At 71.4% G+C, this 19,247-nt stretch carries 13 protein-coding genes; 6 read left to right on the plus strand and 7 right to left on the minus strand.

Annotation, left to right across the window (positions count from 1 at the left end; genetic code table 11):
* The first annotated feature begins 13 nt into the window (after window positions 1–13).
* Complete coding sequence (locus ACGFNH_RS21405; protein ID WP_393655964.1) at window positions 14–1,423, plus strand: FAD-binding oxidoreductase; 1,410 nt, start codon at window positions 14–16, stop codon at window positions 1,421–1,423.
* 124 nt (window positions 1,424–1,547) lie between these two features.
* Here the strand turns inward: ACGFNH_RS21405 and ACGFNH_RS21410 are convergent, their stop codons facing one another.
* Together ACGFNH_RS21410 and ACGFNH_RS21415 are read right to left on the minus strand one after the other, a co-directional pair.
* Window positions 1,548–3,164, minus strand: coding sequence for an MFS transporter (locus tag ACGFNH_RS21410; protein ID WP_393655965.1), 1,617 nt, complete (start codon window positions 3,162–3,164; stop codon window positions 1,548–1,550).
* 355 nt (window positions 3,165–3,519) lie between these two features.
* Window positions 3,520–5,031 carry a hypothetical protein gene (locus ACGFNH_RS21415; RefSeq protein ID WP_393655966.1) on the minus strand — a complete coding sequence of 504 codons (1,512 nt, stop codon included), beginning with the start codon at window positions 5,029–5,031 and terminating at the stop codon, window positions 3,520–3,522.
* A 122-nt stretch (window positions 5,032–5,153) separates the two neighbouring features.
* Between ACGFNH_RS21415 and ACGFNH_RS21420 the strand changes: the two genes are divergently transcribed.
* Window positions 5,154–5,462, plus strand: coding sequence for a hypothetical protein (locus tag ACGFNH_RS21420; RefSeq protein ID WP_393655967.1), 309 nt, complete (start codon window positions 5,154–5,156; stop codon window positions 5,460–5,462).
* A gap of 318 nt (window positions 5,463–5,780) precedes the next feature.
* Here ACGFNH_RS21420 and ACGFNH_RS21425 read toward each other — a convergent pair whose 3' ends face one another.
* Window positions 5,781–7,841 (minus strand): PhoX family protein, encoded by a 2,061-nt coding sequence (locus tag ACGFNH_RS21425; RefSeq protein WP_393655968.1) that lies wholly within the window; start codon window positions 7,839–7,841, stop codon window positions 5,781–5,783.
* 260 nt (window positions 7,842–8,101) lie between these two features.
* On the opposite strand from ACGFNH_RS21425, the gene ACGFNH_RS21430 reads away from it, so the two are divergent.
* From ACGFNH_RS21430 to metG, 3 genes are all read left to right on the plus strand, one after another.
* On the plus strand, window positions 8,102–8,392 hold the full coding sequence (locus ACGFNH_RS21430) for a barstar family protein (protein WP_393655969.1): 291 nt from the start codon (window positions 8,102–8,104) through the stop codon (window positions 8,390–8,392).
* A gap of 87 nt (window positions 8,393–8,479) precedes the next feature.
* The gene (locus ACGFNH_RS21435; protein WP_393655970.1) at window positions 8,480–10,312 is read left to right on the plus strand and encodes a VWA domain-containing protein; all 1,833 of its coding nucleotides are present in this window, start codon (window positions 8,480–8,482) and stop codon (window positions 10,310–10,312) included.
* A 152-nt stretch (window positions 10,313–10,464) separates the two neighbouring features.
* Complete coding sequence (gene metG / locus ACGFNH_RS21440) at window positions 10,465–12,189, plus strand: methionine--tRNA ligase (RefSeq protein ID WP_393655971.1); 1,725 nt, start codon at window positions 10,465–10,467, stop codon at window positions 12,187–12,189.
* 103 nt (window positions 12,190–12,292) lie between these two features.
* Here the strand turns inward: metG and ACGFNH_RS21445 are convergent, their stop codons facing one another.
* Both ACGFNH_RS21445 and aspS read right to left on the minus strand, forming a co-directional pair.
* Entirely contained in the window at window positions 12,293–12,685 is a 393-nt protein-coding gene (locus tag ACGFNH_RS21445) for a DoxX family protein (protein ID WP_393655972.1), read from the minus strand.
* A 165-nt stretch (window positions 12,686–12,850) separates the two neighbouring features.
* Window positions 12,851–14,638 carry an aspartate--tRNA ligase gene (gene aspS / locus ACGFNH_RS21450; protein WP_393655974.1) on the minus strand — a complete coding sequence of 596 codons (1,788 nt, stop codon included), beginning with the start codon at window positions 14,636–14,638 and terminating at the stop codon, window positions 12,851–12,853.
* 145 nt (window positions 14,639–14,783) lie between these two features.
* Between aspS and ACGFNH_RS21455 the strand changes: the two genes are divergently transcribed.
* Window positions 14,784–16,955 carry a SpoIIE family protein phosphatase gene (locus ACGFNH_RS21455; RefSeq protein WP_393655976.1) on the plus strand — a complete coding sequence of 724 codons (2,172 nt, stop codon included), beginning with the start codon at window positions 14,784–14,786 and terminating at the stop codon, window positions 16,953–16,955.
* Here ACGFNH_RS21455 and ACGFNH_RS21460 read toward each other — a convergent pair.
* Window positions 16,901–18,010: an AI-2E family transporter gene (locus ACGFNH_RS21460; protein ID WP_393655978.1), complete on the minus strand. Its 1,110-nt coding sequence runs from the start codon at window positions 18,008–18,010 to the stop codon at window positions 16,901–16,903. The genes ACGFNH_RS21455 and ACGFNH_RS21460 overlap by 55 nt on opposite strands.
* Window positions 18,011–18,172: 162 nt before the next feature.
* Window positions 18,173–19,123 carry a pirin family protein gene (locus tag ACGFNH_RS21465; protein WP_393655980.1) on the minus strand — a complete coding sequence of 317 codons (951 nt, stop codon included), beginning with the start codon at window positions 19,121–19,123 and terminating at the stop codon, window positions 18,173–18,175.
* Window positions 19,124–19,247: the final 124 nt, after the last annotated feature.

The raw sequence follows: 19,247 nt of genomic DNA on the forward strand, positions 1-19,247 counted from the left end.
CCCCGCGCACGACATGCCGGGCACCCGGCAGGCGCGTAGCGTGACAGACGTGGACACCGCAGCCCTCGCCGGTCTGCGTGACAGCTTCGCGGGCAGCGTCCTCACGCCCGGCGACTTCTCGTACGATGACGCCCGCACGATCTTCAACGCCATGATCGGCCTCCGCCCCTCGGTGATCGCCCAGTGCGAGACCCCCGAGGACATAGCCCGGGCCATCCGCTTCGGGCGCGAACAGGACCTGGAGATCTCGGTCCGCGGCGGCGGGCACAGCGTCTCCGGCATGGCCCTCACGGACGGCGGGATCATGATCGATCTGCGCCGGATGCATGCGGCCGTCGTCGATCCCGACGCCCGTACCGTACGGATCGCGGGCGGCGCCACGATGAGCCATCTCGACCGGGCGAGCGAGCCGTTCGGCCTCGCGACGACCGGCGGGCGGGTGTCGACCACCGGGGTCGGCGGCTTCACGCTGGGCGGCGGATCCGGCTGGCTGGACCGCAGGTTCGGGCTCGCCGCCGACAACCTGCTCTCCGTCAGCCTGGTGACCGCGGACGGCAACTGGGTGCGCGCGAGCGACGACGAGAACCCGGAGCTGTTCTGGGCGCTCCACGGCGGCGGCGGCAACTTCGGGGTGGCCACGTCGTTCACGTTCCGCCTGCACCCGCTGCCCGGAGTCACGGCGATGCTCCTGCTGTGGCCGCCGGAGGCGGGGCCCGAAGTGGCCCGCGCCTACCGGGACTTCTTCGAGTCGGCCCCGGACGAGATCGGTGGCGGGCTCATCTACCTGACCGGGCCGGACGAGGAGTGGGTGCCCGGTCATCTGGTGAATCGGCTGGCCTGCGCGGTCCTCGTGGTCTACACGGGCCAGGAGGCGGAGGCGCGGACGGTTGCCGGGCCGCTGCTGAGCCTCGGCCACCAGGGCTCGATGGCCGCCGAGATGCCGTACGCCGAGCTGCAGTGCATGCTCGACGACCCGCCCGGCTACCGCAATTACTGGACCGCGGAGCATCTGAGCCGTCTCCCGGACGAGGCGGTCGACCTCTTCTGCGCACGGGCGCACGACATGATCGTCCCGTCCCCGTCCCAGCACGTCCTGTTCCCGCAGGGCGGAGCAACAGCCCGCGGGAACAAGGGCTACCCGCTCCCCTGGCGGGGCGCGGCATGGGTGGCCCACCCCTTCGGCCTCTGGGAGGACCCGGCCGACGACGCGCGGGGCAAGCAGTGGGCACGCGATGTCAGGACCGACCTCAAGCCCTGGTCCACCGGCGCGGTCTTCCTCAACTTCATCGGGGACGAGGGACGGGAGCGGGTCGTCGCCGGACTCGGCGCGGATCACGTGGACCGCCTGGAGGCGGTGAAGACCCTGTACGACCCGGACAACGTCTTCCACCGCAACCACAACATCAAGCCGCACGCGGCCTAGCCTCGGCACGTGACCTGGCCTCGAGACACGTGACCTGGCCTCGAAGAGCCTGCCCAGCCCGGCCGCCCAGCCCATGAGGCCCTCGAAGAGCGAAGGCATCAAGTCCCGCCACCACAGCGGGCGTTCACTCCCGCGGCGGCATCGCGCCGCCGTCACCGCCGCTCGGGCCGCCGCCCGTCGAGCCGCCCGAGGGGCCGGAACCGGAGGTGGCAGGTGCCGGGGCTCCGGTCGCCCCGCCCTGCAGCCGCTCCAGGTCCGAGGCCCGCACCTGGATGACGACGAGGGCGATCAGCGCGGCCAGGGCGCTCAGCGCGGCGGCGACGATGAACGCGGTGGTCACACCCGCGGTCAGCACCTGGTCGGCCCAGGGTGGTGGCAACTGTCCTGTGCGCTGGAAGAATTGGAGCTGCTCAGGGTTCGCCTCGCGCAGGAACTGCGGTACGACGTCGGTCGCCTCGTTGCGGCTGGCCGTGCCGAAGGCGGTGACCAGGATCGACAGACCGAGCGAACCGCCCACCTGCTGCGTGGCGTTGAGCACGCCGGAAGCGGCGCCCGACTCGTTCGGCGCGACGCCGGAGACCGCCATCAGTGTCAGCGAGACGAACTCCATGCCCATCCCGAAGCCGAAGAGCAGCATGGGCCCGAGGATGCTGCCGAGATACGTGCTGTCGATGTCGGTCAGCGTCAGCCACGCCAGCCCGCCCGCGGCGAAGATCCCGCCGGTCACCATGAACGGCTTGGGTCCGAATCTCGGCAGGAGCTGGGACGCGAGCCCCGCGCCGAGGGCGATGACCGCGCTGACCGGCAGGAAGGCGAGACCCGCTCTCAACGGGCTGAAATCAAGCACGTTCTGCACGAAGAGCGTCAGGAAGAAGAACATCCCGAAGATCGCCGCGGCGAGGCTGAGCATCATCCCGTACGTGCCCGCGCGGTTGCGGTCGCGGAACATCTTCAGCGGCGTGATGGGCTGCCGCGAACTCCGCTCGATGAGCAGGAAGGTGGTCAGGAGCACGACAGCCGCACCGAAGGCGGCCAGAGTCAGGGAATCCCGCCAGCCGTCCTCCGAGGCGCGTATGAACCCGTAGACGAGCGCCACCATGCCCAGCGTGGAGGTGATCGCGCCCAGGAAGTCGAAGTTGCCGGGGCGGCGTTCCGACTCGCGGATGTAGCGGGGTGCGGCGAGGGCGATCAGCACGCCGATCGGCACGTTGACGAAGAAGATCCAGCGCCAGTCGAGCCACTCGACGAGGATGCCGCCCATCAGCAGCCCGATCGCGCCACCGCCTGCCGATACGGCGGCGAAGACCCCGAACGCCCGGTTGCGCTGCGGCCCTTCGCGGAACGTGGTGGTGATCAGCGCAAGCGCGGTGGGGGAGGCGATGGCGCCGCCGACGCCCTGGAGCGAGCGGGCGGCGAGGAGCTGAGGCGCGTTCTGGGCGAGCCCGCCGAGCAGCGAGGCCAGGACGAACAGCAGCACGCCGATCATGAACATCCGTCTGCGGCCGAGGATGTCACCGGATCTTCCGCCGAGCAGCAGCAGGCCGCCGAAGGTCAGGGTGTAGGCGTTGATCACCCACGACAGGTTCTCGGTCGAGAAGTCGAGCGAGGTCTGGATGTGCGGGAGCGCGATGTTCACGATGGTGATGTCGAGCACCACCATGAGCTGGCACGAGGCGATGACGAGTAGGGCTATCCCGCTCCCCGGGCTGCGCTTCGCAGAACGGGCAGTCGCTGAAGGCATCGGCTGAGAACTCGTCATGATGGGCCTGCGCTCACCGCGGCGTTCACCCTGCGCGGCGTTCGTGAACGGTGATGTTCACATTCCGACCCTAAAACCGTCGGTCAGGCGTCACCAGTCGATCTACGAACGGGGCCGCGAACCGGGCGGCCGGGCCGCCGGATTCCCCGTCGCGAGGATCCCGCCGGCCTCACGGCGCACCGCGGTCGCCATCCCTCAAGCGCGGTCGCAGTCCCCTCAAGCGCGGTCGCAGTCCCTCAAAGCGCACTGCCGCGCTCCTCACACGCACCGCCATCGCGCACCCCTCGCGTGTGCCCCGTCCCGCAATCCCCTCGCCCGCGCCCGTCACGCGATCCCCTCAGGGCGTCGCGGACGGTGACACATGAGCACGGTACGGATGCAGACCGCCCAGCCGCGGCAGGTCGACCGTGCGCCACCCACGGGCGTACGGCGGTGCGGCCCGGTCGCCGGCCACCAGCACCACGACCGGTTGCGTACGGGCCGCCGCCGCGAGTCCGGCCCGCGTGATGGACCCGTCGTGCCCGCCCGCCTGGCGGGAGGAGCACCCCGAGCGGTAGGCGATCCGCACCGCCTCCCTCCCGGTCACCATGCACGGCGGCCGTACGCCTTCTCTGCGCAGTTCGGCGGAGATCCGCCCGACGGCCTCCCGCGTCGCGCGACTGCGGTCGACGACCCCGTGCAGCACGGCGTACTGCAGGGAGAGGTGCCCGAAGAGCACGAGTGCGACGGCCGCGGCGGCGACCGGCATGAGCAGCCGGTTCCGCAACCCCGTGACCAGCCAGACCACGCAGACCGCGACCGGCAGCGCCAGCAGCGCGTAGGAGGGAAGCAGGAAGCGCGGAGCGGCGTAGTCGAGCATGAGCAGATACGGGATCGCGAGGGAGACCGCGGTCAGCGTCGGCAGCAGCACCGTGGCCAGGCGCCGGGCGCGAGCCGCGGCAAGCAGCCCGCCCGCGGTGAGCAACGGCAGCAGGAACCACCAGGCCGTGGACGCCGGATGCTGCCACTGCACGTCGCACGGGCGGCACAGGGTCCGGCCCTCCAGCGCCCGCACATGGTGGTCGAAGGCGACATGCCAGCCCATGCCGCCCTGGATCTCGCTCGCCCTCTCCAGTCGCGCGGCGAGACCGCCGTAGCGGACATACGCCTCGACGACCCACTCCGCGCAGCCCGCGGCCGCACCCAGGACGAGCGCCACCAGCAGGGCGGGCCGCCGCCAGTCCCGTACGAACACGGCGGCGGCGGCCAGCGGCAGCGCGAGCCAGAACGCGTCGGAGAACCGCATGAGCGCGGCGAAGGCGACACCGGCGGTGAGGCCGAGGAGCGCGCGGCGGTCGGTGCGGTCCCGGGCGGCCCGCAGGAAGCAGCCGGTGGCGAGCAGCGCGGCGTAGGCCACCCACAGGTTGGGCATGACCTGCGGACCGTAGAAGAGGGTCACCCACAGCGAGGCGAACAGCGCACCGGCGAGCGCGAGCACCGGGGCGGGGATCAGCCGCCGCCACACCCAGAGGGAGAGGAAGAGCCCGGCGCCGGAGAGCACGGCCAGATACACGCGCAGGACACCGGTGGAGGCGGTCAGGATCGTGACGGGGGCGACGAGGAAGGAGATGCCGCGGGCACGGGGCGCGCTGAAGAAGGCGGTCGGTGCGTGCGGGCTGACCTGGCTGACGTACACGGTCTCGTCCCAGCCGAGTCCCTCACCGGGCACCACCAGGACGAGTTGCAGGACGGTGAAGAGGATGGCGACCCCCGCGATCCACGGCAGCGGGCTGCCGAGCGGACCGACGCGTCCCCGGGCCGACCGGGACTGCTGCTGCCGTGCTGCGGGAGCGACTTGTGCTGGCTGCATGCCGCCACGCTCGGGTGCCCGGGTCCCCGCCACCACGCGAGTGGGGGCAGTCGGCCGAACGATTCTCCCCGAACGGGCGGCCCGGCCACGGCCCGGACGAACCGGGACTGCCCGTCCTGCTGATGACGACGGGTTCCGGCGGCGTGCACGCCGTGGTGCCGCTGAACCGGACCGCACCGTTCGACGACGTCCGTGACTTCGCCGCCTCCACGGCCCGTCTGCGGGCGGACCGTCACCCCGGCCGCCTCACCACAGCAGCGCGAGGCCGCCCGAAAGGGGCGGGTCCACCTGGACGTACAGCCGAACACGTACGCGCAGACGGCCGTGGCGCGGTATGCCGTACGTGCCCTGCCCCGGGCGCTCCCGTCGCCATGCCCGTCGCACGCGAGGAAACGGCGACCCCGAACTGTCCGCGCGCCGCTGGACGATGACGACGGCGGGCGAGCGGATGGCCGGCCGCGACCGGTGGTCCCCCGGCGTCGCGCGGCCGGTCGATGCGCGCTGCGGCGCCGCCCGGACCCTATGCGGTGAGCCACGGGTATGCGGTGAGACACGGGTATCCGGTGGGACACGGGAAGCCCGCCCCCCATGAGACGGGCTTCCCGTGGTTCCGTGGTCCGGTTCTCCCCCGGCGGCTGCCGGGCGGGGTCGAACGGCGACGTCGCGGCCGGCGGTCGGACGCCGATGTCGTAGGGCCTGTCGGACGCCGCATCGCGGCGGCCCGTCAGACGCCGACTCGTGGCGGCCCGTCAGACGCCGATGTCGCAGCCGTCCTTGCGCCAGACGCTGACGACCGACGGCCGGACGATCCTGCCGGGCCCGTCGGGCCAGGTGGAGGCGGGCTTCTCAACACTCGCGCCGTCGACCTCGCCCGGATGCTGCACGGAGACCAGCACGCGCCGGTCCTGGATGATCGGCCCGCAGGTCTCCGCGCCCTTGGGGACGGTGAGGAACTGCTTGACCTCACCGCGCCGCGAGCCGGCGGTCGCGACGCCGAACAGACCGTCGTGCGAGCCCAGCGCGTTGCCGTCCGTGGAGATCCACAGGTTGCCGTGCGGGTCGAAGGTGACGTTGTCCGGGCAGGAGATCGGGCTGACCTCGCCCTTGGGGAATCCCGCGAAGTACGTGCCCGGGTCCTCCGGGTCACCGGCGACCAGGAACAGCCGCCAGGCGAAGCGGTCCGCGGACGGGTCGTCGAAGAACTCGGCCAGTTCGAGGATCTGGCCGTGCTTGTTGAGGTTGCGCGGGTTGGCCTCGTCGGCACCCGCCTTGCCCGTCTTGCCGCGGTCGGTGTTGTTGGTGAGGGCGATGTAGACGCGGCCGGTCCGCGGGCTGGGCTCGACGTCCTCGGGGCGGTCCATCTTGGTGGCGCCCGCCTTGTCGGCGGCGAGCCGGGTGAAGACGTAGACCTCGTCCGCGGTCATGCCCTCGACGTGCGAGGTGTTCCCGGTCGCCAGCGGGATCCACTCGCCGCTGCCGTCGAACTCGCCGTCGGCAGGGAGCTTGCCGGTGCCGTCGATCTCGCCGGCCGGGCTGTCGCCGGTGAGCTTGGCGACGTAGAGGGTGCCCTCGTCGAGCAGGGTGAGGTTGTGCTCGCGGGCCGCCCGGCTCGTGCCCTTCATCATCCGCTTCGAGGAGACGAACTTGTAGAAGTAGTCGAAGCGCTCGTCGTCACCCATGTAGACGACGGGGCGGCCGTCGGCGGTGAGGCGGGGCTGCGCGGCCTCGTGCTTGAAGCGGCCGAGCGCGGTGTGCTTGCGCGGGGTCGACTCCGGGTCGTACGGGTCGAGTTCGACGACCCAGCCGAAGCGGTGCGACTCGTTGGGCTCCTTCGCGGCGTCGAAGCGCCGGTCGAACCGCTCCCACTTGCGCTCGGTGGCGCCGGTGGACAGGCCGTACCGCTTGTCGGTGGCGGAGCTGCCGCCCGCGAAGTACTGGTTGAAGTTCTCCTCGCCGTGGAGCGTGGTGCCCCACGGGGTGGTGCCGCCGGCGCAGTTGTTGAGCGTGCCCAGCACCTTGGTGCCGGTCGGGTCGGCCGAGGTCTTGAGCAGGGCGCTGCCCGCGGCGGGTCCGGTGAGCCGGAACGCGCTGGTCGCGGTGAGGCGGCGGTTGAGGCGGTGCCGGGTGACCGCGGTGAGCTTGCCGCTCTTCCGCTCCTCCTGGACGACCACGACGGACAGGCCGTGCGCCGCCCACCCGATCTCCGCCTGCTCGCGCGTGGGGTTCTCGGGGTCGTAGCCCTTGAACATGAGGACTTCGTCCGTGTACTCGTGGTTGGCCACGAGCACCTGGCGGCCCGGCTCGCCGCGCAGCGGCAGCAGGCTCAGGAAGTCGTTGTTGTAGCCGAACTGTCCGGCTTGGGCCTTGGCGGTCTGCTTCTCGGGGTCAAAGGCCGGCGCCCCGCGCAGGATCGGTTCTCCCCAGCGGATGACCACGTTCTGGGCGTAGCCCTCGGGGACGGTGACGGCGTCGGTGGTGTTGGGCTCGACGGAGCCGAAGCGCAGTCCGCGCGCGGCCCTGCCGGTCGCCCCCTTGCCCCGACCGGCCGCAGGGGCGGCGCCCGGCGCAGCGGCCTGCGCCTGCGGGGCGCCGTCGACGGCGGCGGCACCGGTCGCGGCGGCCACGGTCACCACGGCACTGGCGCGCAGCACATTGCGGCGTGAGAGCGCACCGGCTATGACATCACCGGCGTACGCGTTGTCGCTGGTGTTCGGGACCTCGTGGAAGCACGCGTCACCGCAGCGGTAGCGGCAGGTCATCGCGGAACGTCCGCCCGGGTGCGAGCTGATCAACGGCAGCAGTCTGCGCACGTCTTCCCCTCCGTTTGGGCTGTCCACCGTGCGCAGCCTGCGCCGACACGATGTCGGAATATGTCCGCGGTGACGCTATGGGCGCATGTGCGCCGGGTGGAGGACTCCAGGTGAACGGAGCATGAATCCCAGGCCGACTGCACAAGTTCCCACGCCCGTACGGTCCTTGAGGAACGGCCCCTCGGCGTCTTACTCCGGGTGGCGGCAGGTGCCCACCACCTCCCTGACGTCCCCGAGATGAGGGACTAGCATCCGGGCCCATGGCCGATGACTTGGTGGTCGATCTGCGCGGCCGCGACCTGGCGGACCTTGACGCCTTCTGGGACGCGGTCGCCGAGCCGTGCGCCCTGCCCGGCTGGTTCGGCAGGAACCTCGACGCGTGGTGGGACACTGTGGAGTCCCGCGGGGTGTCACCGCTGATCGACGCGCACGGCGATCTCGTCGTACGTGCCGAGGCCGCGGGCGTCTTCGAGCCGGGAAACAGGGACGGCGAGAGACTCGTGCGGCTCTTCACGGAGGCCACGCGCGCCCGGCTGGAACTGTCTCAGTAGCCTTACGTGTCCGCGCCGGTCAGGAACGATTCCCCCACCTCGGACATTCATCGCACCGATAGCACCGATACGTGAAGGACCTCTCCCATGGGCATTCGGAGTCTGCTGCGGAATGTATTCGGCCTGTCGCGGGCGGATCGGGACGAACCGACCGTGCCCGAGGCGCGCGTCGCCGAGCCGGAGGCGCGGCCCGACGGGACGGAGGCGGCCACGTCCGGCCCGGCGGACGACACATCCGCCGCCGCGCCGTTCCCCGCCCAGCCCGCCGGGGGCACCACGAAGGCGTCGGCCGGGAAGCCGGAGCCGTCGAAGGACGCGAAGCAGCCGCCGTCGAGGACGCAGAAGGCCGCGAAGGGTGAGGACGCCGAGGCGGATTCCCTGCTCGCCGCGTTCGACGCGGCGGCGGCCAAGCCGGTGCAGAAGCAGGAGCGGGGCCGGACGGAGCCGGAGGACGGCGGCGCCGCGGACGACCGTACGACTCCCTCGTGGGCCGCCGAGGCGACGACGGAGACTGCCGGAGGCGACCGCGCGAAGGCCGACGCGGGCTCGGGCAAGGGCAAGGGCACGGCGGCCGGGGAAGCCGCCGAGGCCGAGGCCGCCCGCACCGTGGACGCCGGAGCGGCGAGCATCTCCGTACCCGCGCAGTCCGCCCCTGAGGGACAGGCGGAGCCGGGGGCGACCGAGGCGGCACGGCCGGAAGCGGCCGTACCTGCGCAGGCCAAGGCGGCGGACGAGGCTCAGTCCACCACGGTCCCGGCCCAGGCGTCGGCGAACGAGCGGGACAAGGAGCAGCGTTCGGAAGCCGCGACGGAGCCGAAGAAGGCGGACTCCGCGCCCGCGGTCGGCATCCCGCAGCAGCCGGAGCGCGACGGGGCGGCGGAGGCCAAGCCGGACTCGGAGTCCCCGGCCGCGGACGGCGATGCGGCGAAGCCCGCCAAGACGGCCAGGACCTCCAAGGCCACCAAGACCGCGAACACCGCCAAGACCGCGAAGAAGCCGGCGACGGCCGCCAGGACCACCGCCGCCAAGAAGGCGGCCGCCACCTCCGGTGACGCCAAGCCCGCCAAGCGCGCCGCCTCCCCCAAGGCCGCCTCCCCCAAGGCCGCCACCGCCAAGTCCACCGCGGCGAAGCCCGCCAAGGCGGCGGCCAAGACCGCGACCGCCGCCAAGACCGCGACCGCGGCGAAGCCCGCGGGCGATCCGGCGAAGGCCGTCGCCCTCGCCGCCGTCGAGAAGTCCGCCCCCGGACTCGCCGGCCTCCACCGTGCGGCGGCCGCCGCACTCGAAGCCCAGAAGGTCACCGGACAGCTGGCGACGGTCTACCTCGTCCTCGACCGGTCCGGCTCCATGCGCCGCTACTACAAGGACGGCACGGTCCAGCGCCTCGCCGAGCAGGCGGTCGCCCTCTCCGCGAACCTCGGCACGGGCACCGTCCCCGTCGTCTTCTTCTCCACCGACGTCGACGGCACCGCCGACGTCTCCCTCGACGCGTACGAGGGCCGGATCGAGGCGCTGCACGCTGACCTCGGCCACATGGGGCGTACGAACTACCACTGCGCCATCGAGGCCGTCCTCGCGCACCGCGAGGAGTCCGGCGCCACCGGCCCGGCGTTCGTGATCTTCCAGACGGACGGCGCCCCGACCTCCAAGGCAGCGGCGGAGAAGGCGCTCTGCGATGCGGCGAAGCTGCCTGTCTTCTGGCAGTTCGTCGGCTTCGGCGACCCGGAGGCGAAGGGCTTCGACTTCCTCCGGAAGCTCGACGACCTCACCGTCCCCGAGCGCCGCCCGGTCGCCAACGCCGCCTACACGGCTGCCGGCGAGGAGCCGCTCGAACTCGCCGACGACCAGCTGTACACACAGCTGCTCGCCGCCTTCCCGGAGTGGCTGAAGCAGACGCGTGAGGCGGGCATCCTGCGCTGACCCGCAACCGCCGCAACCGCGCCGCGAAACACGGCGCTCAGGGGCCGTCCGCGCGCAAAAGGGCGCGCGGGCGGCCCCCTGCCGTCCAGTACGATATTGACAGCCTGTAGATCAAAAACTCACTCCGCGTAACGACTTGGGAGCAGCCGGCAATGGCTCGACACCTCATCACCAGCGCCCTTCCGTACATCAACGGGATCAAGCACCTGGGCAACATGGTGGGGTCCATGCTCCCGGCAGACGTCTACGCCCGCTACCTCCGGCAGCGCGGCCACGACGTCCTCTACATCTGCGCCACCGACGAGCACGGCACCCCCGCCGAGCTGGCCGCCAAGGAAGCCGGGCTGCCCGTCGGCGAGTTCTGCGCCCAGCAGCACGAGCTGCAGAAGTCGATCTACGACGGCTTCGCGCTGGACTTCGACTACTTCGGCCGCAGTTCGTCGCCGGAGAATGTGGAGATCACCCAGCGCATCGCCCGCAGCCTCATGGAGCACGGCTTCATCGAGGAGCGCTCGATCCGCCAGGTCTTCTCCGTCACGGACGACCGCTTCCTCCCCGACCGCTACATCGTGGGCACCTGCCCGCACTGCGGCTACGACAAGGCGCGCGGCGACCAGTGCGAGAACTGCACCCGCGTCCTGGACCCGACGGACCTGATCGACGCCCGCTCCGCCGTCAGCGGCAGCAGCGACCTCGAAGTCCGCGAGACCAAGCACCTCTTCCTGCTGCAGTCGAAGCTGCAGCCCGAGGTCGAGGCGTGGCTGGAGAGCAACGGCAGCAAGGACTGGCCGACGCTCGCCTCCTCCATCGCCCACAAGTGGCTGACGGAGGGCCTCAACGACCGGGCGATCACCCGCGACCTGGACTGGGGCGTGCCCGTCCCTGCCGACACCTGGCCCGAGCTCGCCGCCGAGGGCAAGGTCTTCTACGTCTGGTTCGACGCCCCCATCGAGTACATCGGCGCGACGAAGGAGTGGGCGGACGCCGACCCGGCCGGCCGCGACTGGGAGTCGTGGTGGTACGACGCGAAGGACGTCCGCTACACCGAGTTCATGGCGAAGGACAACGTCCCGTTCCACACGGTGATGTTCCCGGCGATGCTTCTGGGCACCCGCGAGCCGTGGAAGAAGGTCGACTACGTCAAGGCCTTCAACTGGCTGAACTACTACGGCGGGAAGTTCTCCACGTCCCAGAAGCGCGGCATCTTCACGGACGCGGCGCTCGAGCTGCTGCCCGCCGACTACTGGCGCTACTTCCTGATGGCCAACGCCCCGGAGTCGGACGACACCTCCTTCTCCTGGGAGTTGTTCTCCTCCGTGGTCAACAAGGACCTCGCGGACACCCTGGGCAACTTCGTCAACCGCGTTCTGTCCTTCTCCCGCAAGCGCTTCGGCGACAACGTCCCGGAGGGCAAGGAGGCCGGGGAGGCGGAGGCCCGCCTGGGCGAGGAGATCGCGCGCCTGCTGGGCGAGTACGAAGCCCACATGGAGTCCCTCCAGTTCCGCAAGGCGGCGGCCTCGCTGCGCGCCCTGTGGAGCGCGGGCAACGCGTATCTGGAGGAGAAGGCGCCCTGGCTGGAGATCAAGACCGACCAGGACGCGGCCGCGCTCACCCTGCGTACGGCGATGAACCTGATCCATCTCTACGCGGTGGTGTCCGAGCCGTTCATCCCGGCCTCCGCCAAGGCCATGCGGTCGGCCTTCGCGCTGGAGGGCGACACCAAGCCGTGGGTGACGGCCGAGGAGGCCAAGGCGCTGTCCTCCGTCCCGGCCGGGACGGCCTTCACCGTTCCGCCGGTGCTCTTCGCGAAGATCACCGAGGACGACCTGGAGACCTACCGGGACCGCTTCGGCGGCGAGGAGACTCCGGAGGACTGATCCGGCCCCCGTACCGGATCGCTCAGGCGTACCGGATCCTCAGGACCACGCGCCCGGGCCGCCCCACCGGCGGCCCGGGCGCCGCTGTTCCCCGGAGCATCCCTCAGAAGCGACCGGCCGCGACGAAGAGGCACAGCGCCAGGATCACCAGGTTCGCCGCGACGTTCTTCGCCTCCGCCGAGCCGCGCCCGGCCGTGCGATCGGCTCGCAGCAGCGAGCCGTGGCTCGTCACGGCGCCGATCATGACGACCGAGAGGCCCACGGCGGCGACCGGGGTGAGCACCGGGGCGATGCCGGTCGCCCACGGCAGGATCAGCCCGGCGACGGCGAGCAGTTCGCACACCGCGGTCGTCCGGATCACGGCGAGCGGGAACGGTGCGACACCGGTCTGGCCCGAGGCGATCAGACGGTCCTTCGGCCAGCGGGACTTGAGCGTCCCGGAGACCAGGAAGACGACGGCGAGCACGGCTTGCGCGGTCCACAACGCGGCGTTCATGGCTGCTTCTCCCCTGATCCCCTGATCCGCTGATCCGCTGATCCCTGCCGATCCGCTGACGGCGGGGCTTCCCGGGGGAGACGGCACAGGCGCCCCGAATGTGACACGGGCGGCCGTCCCCCCCGGGGGGGGGGGGGACGACCGCCCGCGACCGAGCTGTCCGCGTTACTTCGTGGGCTTGTACGGGGTCGGCTTCGCCGGACCCTTGTAGAGGCTGAGGTGGAGCTCCTTCAGCCGGGCGTCGTCGACCTCGCTCGGCGCGCCCATCAGCAGGTCCTGCGCGTTGCCGTTCAGCGGGAACGCGATCGTCTCGCGGATGTTGGGCTCGTCCGCCAGCAGCATCACGATGCGGTCCACGCCAGGGGCGATGCCGCCGTGCGGCGGGGCGCCGAAGTGGAAGGCGCGCAGCATGCCGCCGAACTCCCGCTCCACGTCCTCCTTCGGGTACCCGGCGATGCGGAAGGCCTCGTACATGACCTCCGGCTCGTGGTTCCGGATCGCGCCGGAGGACAGCTCGACGCCGTTGCAGACGATGTCGTACTGCCAGGCCAGGATGTCCAGCGGGTCCTTGGTCTCGAGCGCCTCGAGACCGCCCTGCGGCATGGAGAACGGGTTGTGGGAGAACTCGATCTGCCCGGTGTCCTCGTTCCGCTCGAACATCGGGAAGTCGACGATCCAGCAGAAGCGGAAGACGTTCTCCTCGAACTGCCCGGTCCTGCGGGCGGCCTCGACCCGGACCGCGCCCATGATCTTGGAGACCTCGTCGAACACGCCGGCGCCGAAGAAGACTGCGGTACCCGGCTTGCCGTCGACCTCCGCGACGAGCTTCTCGGCGTCGTCCTCGGTGAGGAACTTGGCGATCGGACCGGCAAGCTTGCCGTCCTCGCCGATCCGGACCCAGGCCAGGCCCTGCGCGCCCTGCTGGACCGCGAACTCGCCCATCTGGTCGAAGAACTTCCGCGGCTGGTCACCGGTGTCCGGCACGGCCAGGGCTCGTACGTGCTTGCCCGCGAAGGCCTTGAAGCCGCTGTCGGCGAAGATGTGGGAGACGTCGACGAGTTCGAGCGGGGAGCGCAGGTCGGGCTTGTCCGAGCCGTACTTCAGCATCGCCTCGCGGAACGGGATCCGCAGGAACGGCGACGTGACGTGGCGGTCGCGACCGAACTCCTCGAAGAGCTCGGTCATGACCTTCTCGATGACCTGGAAGACGTCCTCCTGCTCGACGAAGCTCATCTCCACGTCGAGCTGGTAGAACTCGCCGGGCGAGCGGTCGGCGCGGGCGTCCTCGTCGCGGAAGCAGGGCGCGATCTGGAAGTAGCGGTCGAAGCCCGAGATCATCAGCAGCTGCTTGAACTGCTGCGGGGCCTGCGGCAGCGCGTAGAACTTGCCCGCGTGGATCCGCGAGGGGACCAGGAAGTCACGGGCGCCCTCGGGGGACGTCGCCGAGAGGATCGGGGTCGCCAGCTCGTTGAAGCCCTGCGCGGTCATCTTCTGCCGGATCGCGGAGATCACCGCGGAGCGCAGCATGATGTTGCGGTGCATGCGCTCGCGGCGCAGGTCGAGGAAGCGGTACTCCAGGCGCCGCTCCTCGTTCACCCCGTCCTCGGGGTAGACGGTGAAGGGCAGCGGTTCGGCCGTGCCGAGCACCTCGACGTCGCCCACCTCGACCTCGATCTCGCCGGTGGGCAGTTCGGGGTTGACGTTCTCGGCGCCGCGGGCGAGGACGCTGCCGTCGACCCGGAGCACGGTCTCCTTGGGGAGATGGCTCAGCTTCTCGTTGACGGGGCTGTCGGGGCGTACGACGAGCTGGACCAGGCCGTAGTGGTCGCGAAGATCGATGAAGAGGATGCCGCCCAGGTTCCGGCGATTGTGCAGCCAGCCGCTCAGCCGGACGTCGGCGCCGACGTCGGTGGCACGGAGCTCGCCGCAGGTGTGTGACCGGTACCGATGCATCGTTCATCCAAGTCGTCTGGTCGGGGTCGGTTGCCCTGGAGAAGCACCCATCAGGGACTCGTGCAAGGGTACCGGGAGCGCCGGGGCGCCCCGGCTGACGTCCGGCCGGTCGTCAAAGCCGAGGAATCCACCATAATGTGGTGCAATGCGCACCGAGGACGTCCTGTCGGCCATCGCTACCGGCCTCTGGCGCTGGAACAGCGCGTCGGGGGAGGTCTCCCTGGATGCCGAGGCCGCCCGGCTGCTCGGTCTCCCCGCGGTGCCCGTACGCCTCACCGAGTCCGCCGTCCGCTCCCGCTTCCACCCGGTGGACTGGTTGGAGATCCAGGGCGTGATCAGCCTGTCACTGGCCGAGGGCACCCTCGCCGAGGCCCGGCTGCGGATCATGTCGGACGACGGCAAGGTCCGGCGGATCGTCCGCAGCCGCTCCCGCCAGTACCTGCGCGGCGACGGCTACGAGCTGGTCGGCACCCTCCAGGAGGTCCCCGAGCCGCAGCCCGGGACCGCCTCCTCGGCCCCGCACAGCAGGGTCACCGGCGACTGGCGGCGCTCCCGCGAGGCCTTCCTGCTCGACGCCGGCCGCGCCCTGGCCGAGGCCCGCTCCACCGCCGAGGTGCTGCGGGTGGCCGCCACCCTCTCGATGCCCGGCTTCACGCCCGACGGGCTGGCCGTCTTCGGCGTCGAGGGAGACCGGCTGAAAATCATCGGTTACCACGGCTACCAGCAGGGGGACGAGGGCCCGTTCCTGCACATGTCCGTGGACACCGAGTACCCGGCGGCCGAGGTCGTACGGAACGGCCGGGCGATCTATCTGCCCAGCCCCGAGGACTACGCCAAGCGCTTCCCCTCCACCTGGCCGCTCGCCCGCCGCTTCCACCGCAAGTCCTGGGCCTTCCTCCCGCTCATCGTGGGCGGGCGCACGATGGGCGCCTGGATGGCGGCCTTCAGCTACCCGGTGGCCTTCACACCCGACGAGCGCTCGGTCCTCACCACGGTGGCCCGGATGCTCGCCCAGGCCCTCTCCCGCGCCGGCGTCCAGGAGACGGAGCGCGAACTGGCCACCGGCCTGCAGCGCAGCATGATGCCGACCGTCCAGCCGGACATCCCCGGGATGAGCGTGGCGGCACGCTACGTGCCGACGGGCGGCGGGCTCCAGGTCGGCGGTGACTGGTACGACATGATCCCGCTGCCGTCCGGCCGCATAGCCCTCGTCATCGGGGATGTCCAGGGGCACGACGTACGGGCCGCCGGCCTGATGGGCCAGCTCCGGATCGCCCTGCGCGCCTACGCGGCCGAGGGGCACCATCCCGACGCCGTGCTGTCCCGGGCATCCCGCTTCCTCGCCGGGCTGGCCGAACAGTGGCCGGACGGCGAGGACGGAGAGGGCACCGGAGGCGGGGCGGGTGCCGGCGGGGAGGGGCGCTTCGCCACCTGCCTGTACATCGAGGTGGACCCGGAGACCGGCACGCTGGACATCGCGCGGGCCGGGCACCCCGACATCGCCACCCGGATGAGCGACGGGACCATGCTCGTGCGTCCGACCGCGGGCGGGCTGCCGCTGGGCATCGAGCCGGAGGGCGACTATCCGACGACCCGGCTGACCCTGGAGCCCGGCGAGCTGATGCTGGTCTGCACCGACGGCCTGATCGAGACCGGCGGCCACGACATGGAGACCGGCTGGCAGCGGCTGCGCGAGACCATCGAGAACCACGAGGGCAGCATGGAGTCGCTCGCCGACGGGCTCGTCCAGGCCGTGCACGGCCCGTCCTCGCACCACAGCACCGGCCCGCTCGCCGACCGCCGCGAGGACGACATCGCGGTGCTGCTGCTCCGCCGGGACCCGATCGCCTTCGGCTGCGACCCGGTCGAGGGGAGTGCACCGCGGCCCCTCCGCCGTACGGTGCTGAGCGTGCCGCAGACCGAGCCCCAGCAGGTCGCGGTCGTACGCGGGCAGCTGCGGGAGCTGATGCACGACTGGGGCGACTCCGAGCAGGTGGACGCCGCGGTCCTGATGATCTCGGAGATGGCGAGCAATGTGCTCCTGCACACCGACGGCGACGCGCTGATCATCGCCGAGATCGTGGGCCGGCGGGGGGAGCGGCGCCTCCGCGTCGATGTGGCCGACCCCAGCGACGAACTGCCGCACCTCAGGCGCCCCGGTGAGATGGCCTCGTCCGGGCGCGGCCTGGTGCTGATGGAGATGCTCGCCGAGTCCTGGGGCGTCGACCCCCGCGGCGAGGGCAAGTGCACCTGGTTCGAGCTCTACGAGCCGGGCTCCGCGGAGGAGGCGTTCGAGGGCGCGGAACCGGCGGCGTAGCGGGCGCGCAGCTCGGAGATCACCCCGAAGCCGGCCGCGGACAGCGGCACCGCCAGGAGCATCCCGAGGATCCCCGCGAGGCCCGCGCCCGCGGTGATCGCGATCATCACCATCGCCGGGTGCATCTGGACCGTACGGCTCTGGATCACCGGCTGCAGCACATGCCCTTCGAGCATCTGCACGGCCAGCACCACACCCAGGACCCACAGCGCGATGACCAGCCCCCGGTCGGCCAGGGCCACCAGGATGGCGACACTGCCGGAGATGAACGCGCCCAGGTACGGGATGTACGCGCCGACGAACACCAGCGCCCCCAGCCCCAGCGCGCCCGGGACCCGCAGGATCAGCAGCCCGACGGTGATGCAGACGGCGTCGATCAGCGCGATGAACGTCGTACCGCGCATGAAGCCCTCGACGGCCCGGAACGCCCGCCGCGCCACGGCGACGATCTCCGTGCCGGCACCCCGCGGGGCTGTCGCCTTCAGCAGCTCGGCCGCCTTGTGCCCGTCGCGCAGGAAGAAGAACGTCAGGAACAGCGCCAGGACGGCGTCGGCCACCAGGTGCCCGACGAAGCTGACCCCGCTGAGCAGCCCGGATGCGGCCGTGCTGCCGTACTTCCCGGCCAGCCCCTTGGCGTTGGAGGCGAAGTCGTCGAGGGAGTCACCGGCGATGTCGAAGTGCCGGGAGAGATCCTGGGCGGCGTTCTTCAGCGAGTTGATGATGTGGTCGCCGCTCTCGATCAGGGCGCTGGCGACGATGTATCCGGCACCCCCGACGACACAGACGAGCACGGCGCAGGTGAGCAGCGCCGCCGGCGAGGCCTTCAGCCCCAGCTTGAGCAGCCGGCGGTGCAGCGGCTGGAGCAGTGCGGTGCCGAGCATCGCGAGGAGGACGGGGGTGACGGCGGCCCTGAGTTCGACACAGAGCCAGATGAAGGTGGCGGCGACGCCGGAGACGAGCAGGACGACCACGCACCAGGCCGCTGCGCGGCGGGCGCCGCGGGGAAGCAGTGCGGAGGTGCGGTCCTCGCCTGCGGGGGTGCGGTCCTGGCTCACCGCCCCAGCGGACCACGCCCCCGCGCCCGCGGCGCGCGGAGTGCCCCCGCCGCGCGCGCAATGTCCCTCCGGGGGGTGGTGTTGCCGCGCACCGCACCCCGGCGCGGGGGGCGCCCGGCCGCGGGGGCGCCCGGCCCACGAGGACGCCCGGCCGCGGGCCCGCTACGCGCCCGCGGGGATGCTGCCGAGGCGGCCCGCCTGGAAGTCCTCGAAGGCCTGGGCCAGTTCCGCGTGCGTATTCATCACGAACGGCCCGTACTGCATCATCGGCTCCCGGATCGGCAGCCCGCCCAGCAGCACCACCTCGAAGTTCGGGCTACGCGATTCCTGGGCCTCGTCCGCGCGGATCGTCAGGGTCTCCCCGTGGCCGAAGACGACGGCCTGCCCCATGCGGAAAGGCCGCCCCTCCGCGCCTGCGGTGCCGCGTCCGGACAGGCCGTAGGCGAGGGCGTTGAACTCCGGCCGCCAGGGCAGCGTCAGTTCGGCCCCGGGGCTGACGGAGGCGTGGATCATCGTGATCGGTGTGTGCGTGACGCCCGGCCCGCGGTGGCCGTCGATGTCACCGGCGATCAGCCGCAGCAGCGTCCCGCCGTCCGCCGAGGCGAGCAGTTTCACCTGGCCGCCCGCGATGTCCTGGTAGCGCGGCGGGATCATCTTGTCCTTGCGCGGCAGGTTCACCCAGAGCTGGAGTCCGTGGAAGAGCCCGCCGCTCGTCACGAGCGACTCCGGCGGCGCCTCGATGTGCAGCAGCCCGGAACCCGCGGTCATCCACTGGGTGTCGCCGCCGTTGATGGTGCCGCCACCGCCGTGCGAGTCCTGGTGCACGAACGTGCCGTCGATGAGGTACGTGACGGTCTCGAAGCCCCGGTGCGGATGCCACGGGGTCCCCTTCGGCTCACCGGGCGCGTACTCGACCTCGCCCATCTGATCCATCATGACGAACGGGTCGAGGTGCCGGTGGTCGATCCCGGCGAAGGCCCGGCGCACGGGGAAGCCCTCGCCCTCGAAGCCGCTCGGCGCCGTCGAGACGGCGAGCACGGAGCGCGGTTCGGACTCGGCCGCGGCCGATACGCGCGGCAGGTTCAGCGGGTTCTCGGCAGTCACAGCGGGCATGGCCGTCCTCCTGGGGTCTCACCGTCCAATTTAGTTGAACAGTGAACATCCAGCAATCTGCCGCCATTCCCGGAGGGGCTCCCTGGACGGACTTCCCCGAGTGACGGCCGACGCCCGAGGGCCG

It is taken from the genome of Streptomyces sp. NPDC048639 (assembly GCF_043199075.1).
Classification (GTDB): Bacteria; Actinomycetota; Actinomycetes; order Streptomycetales; family Streptomycetaceae; genus Streptomyces.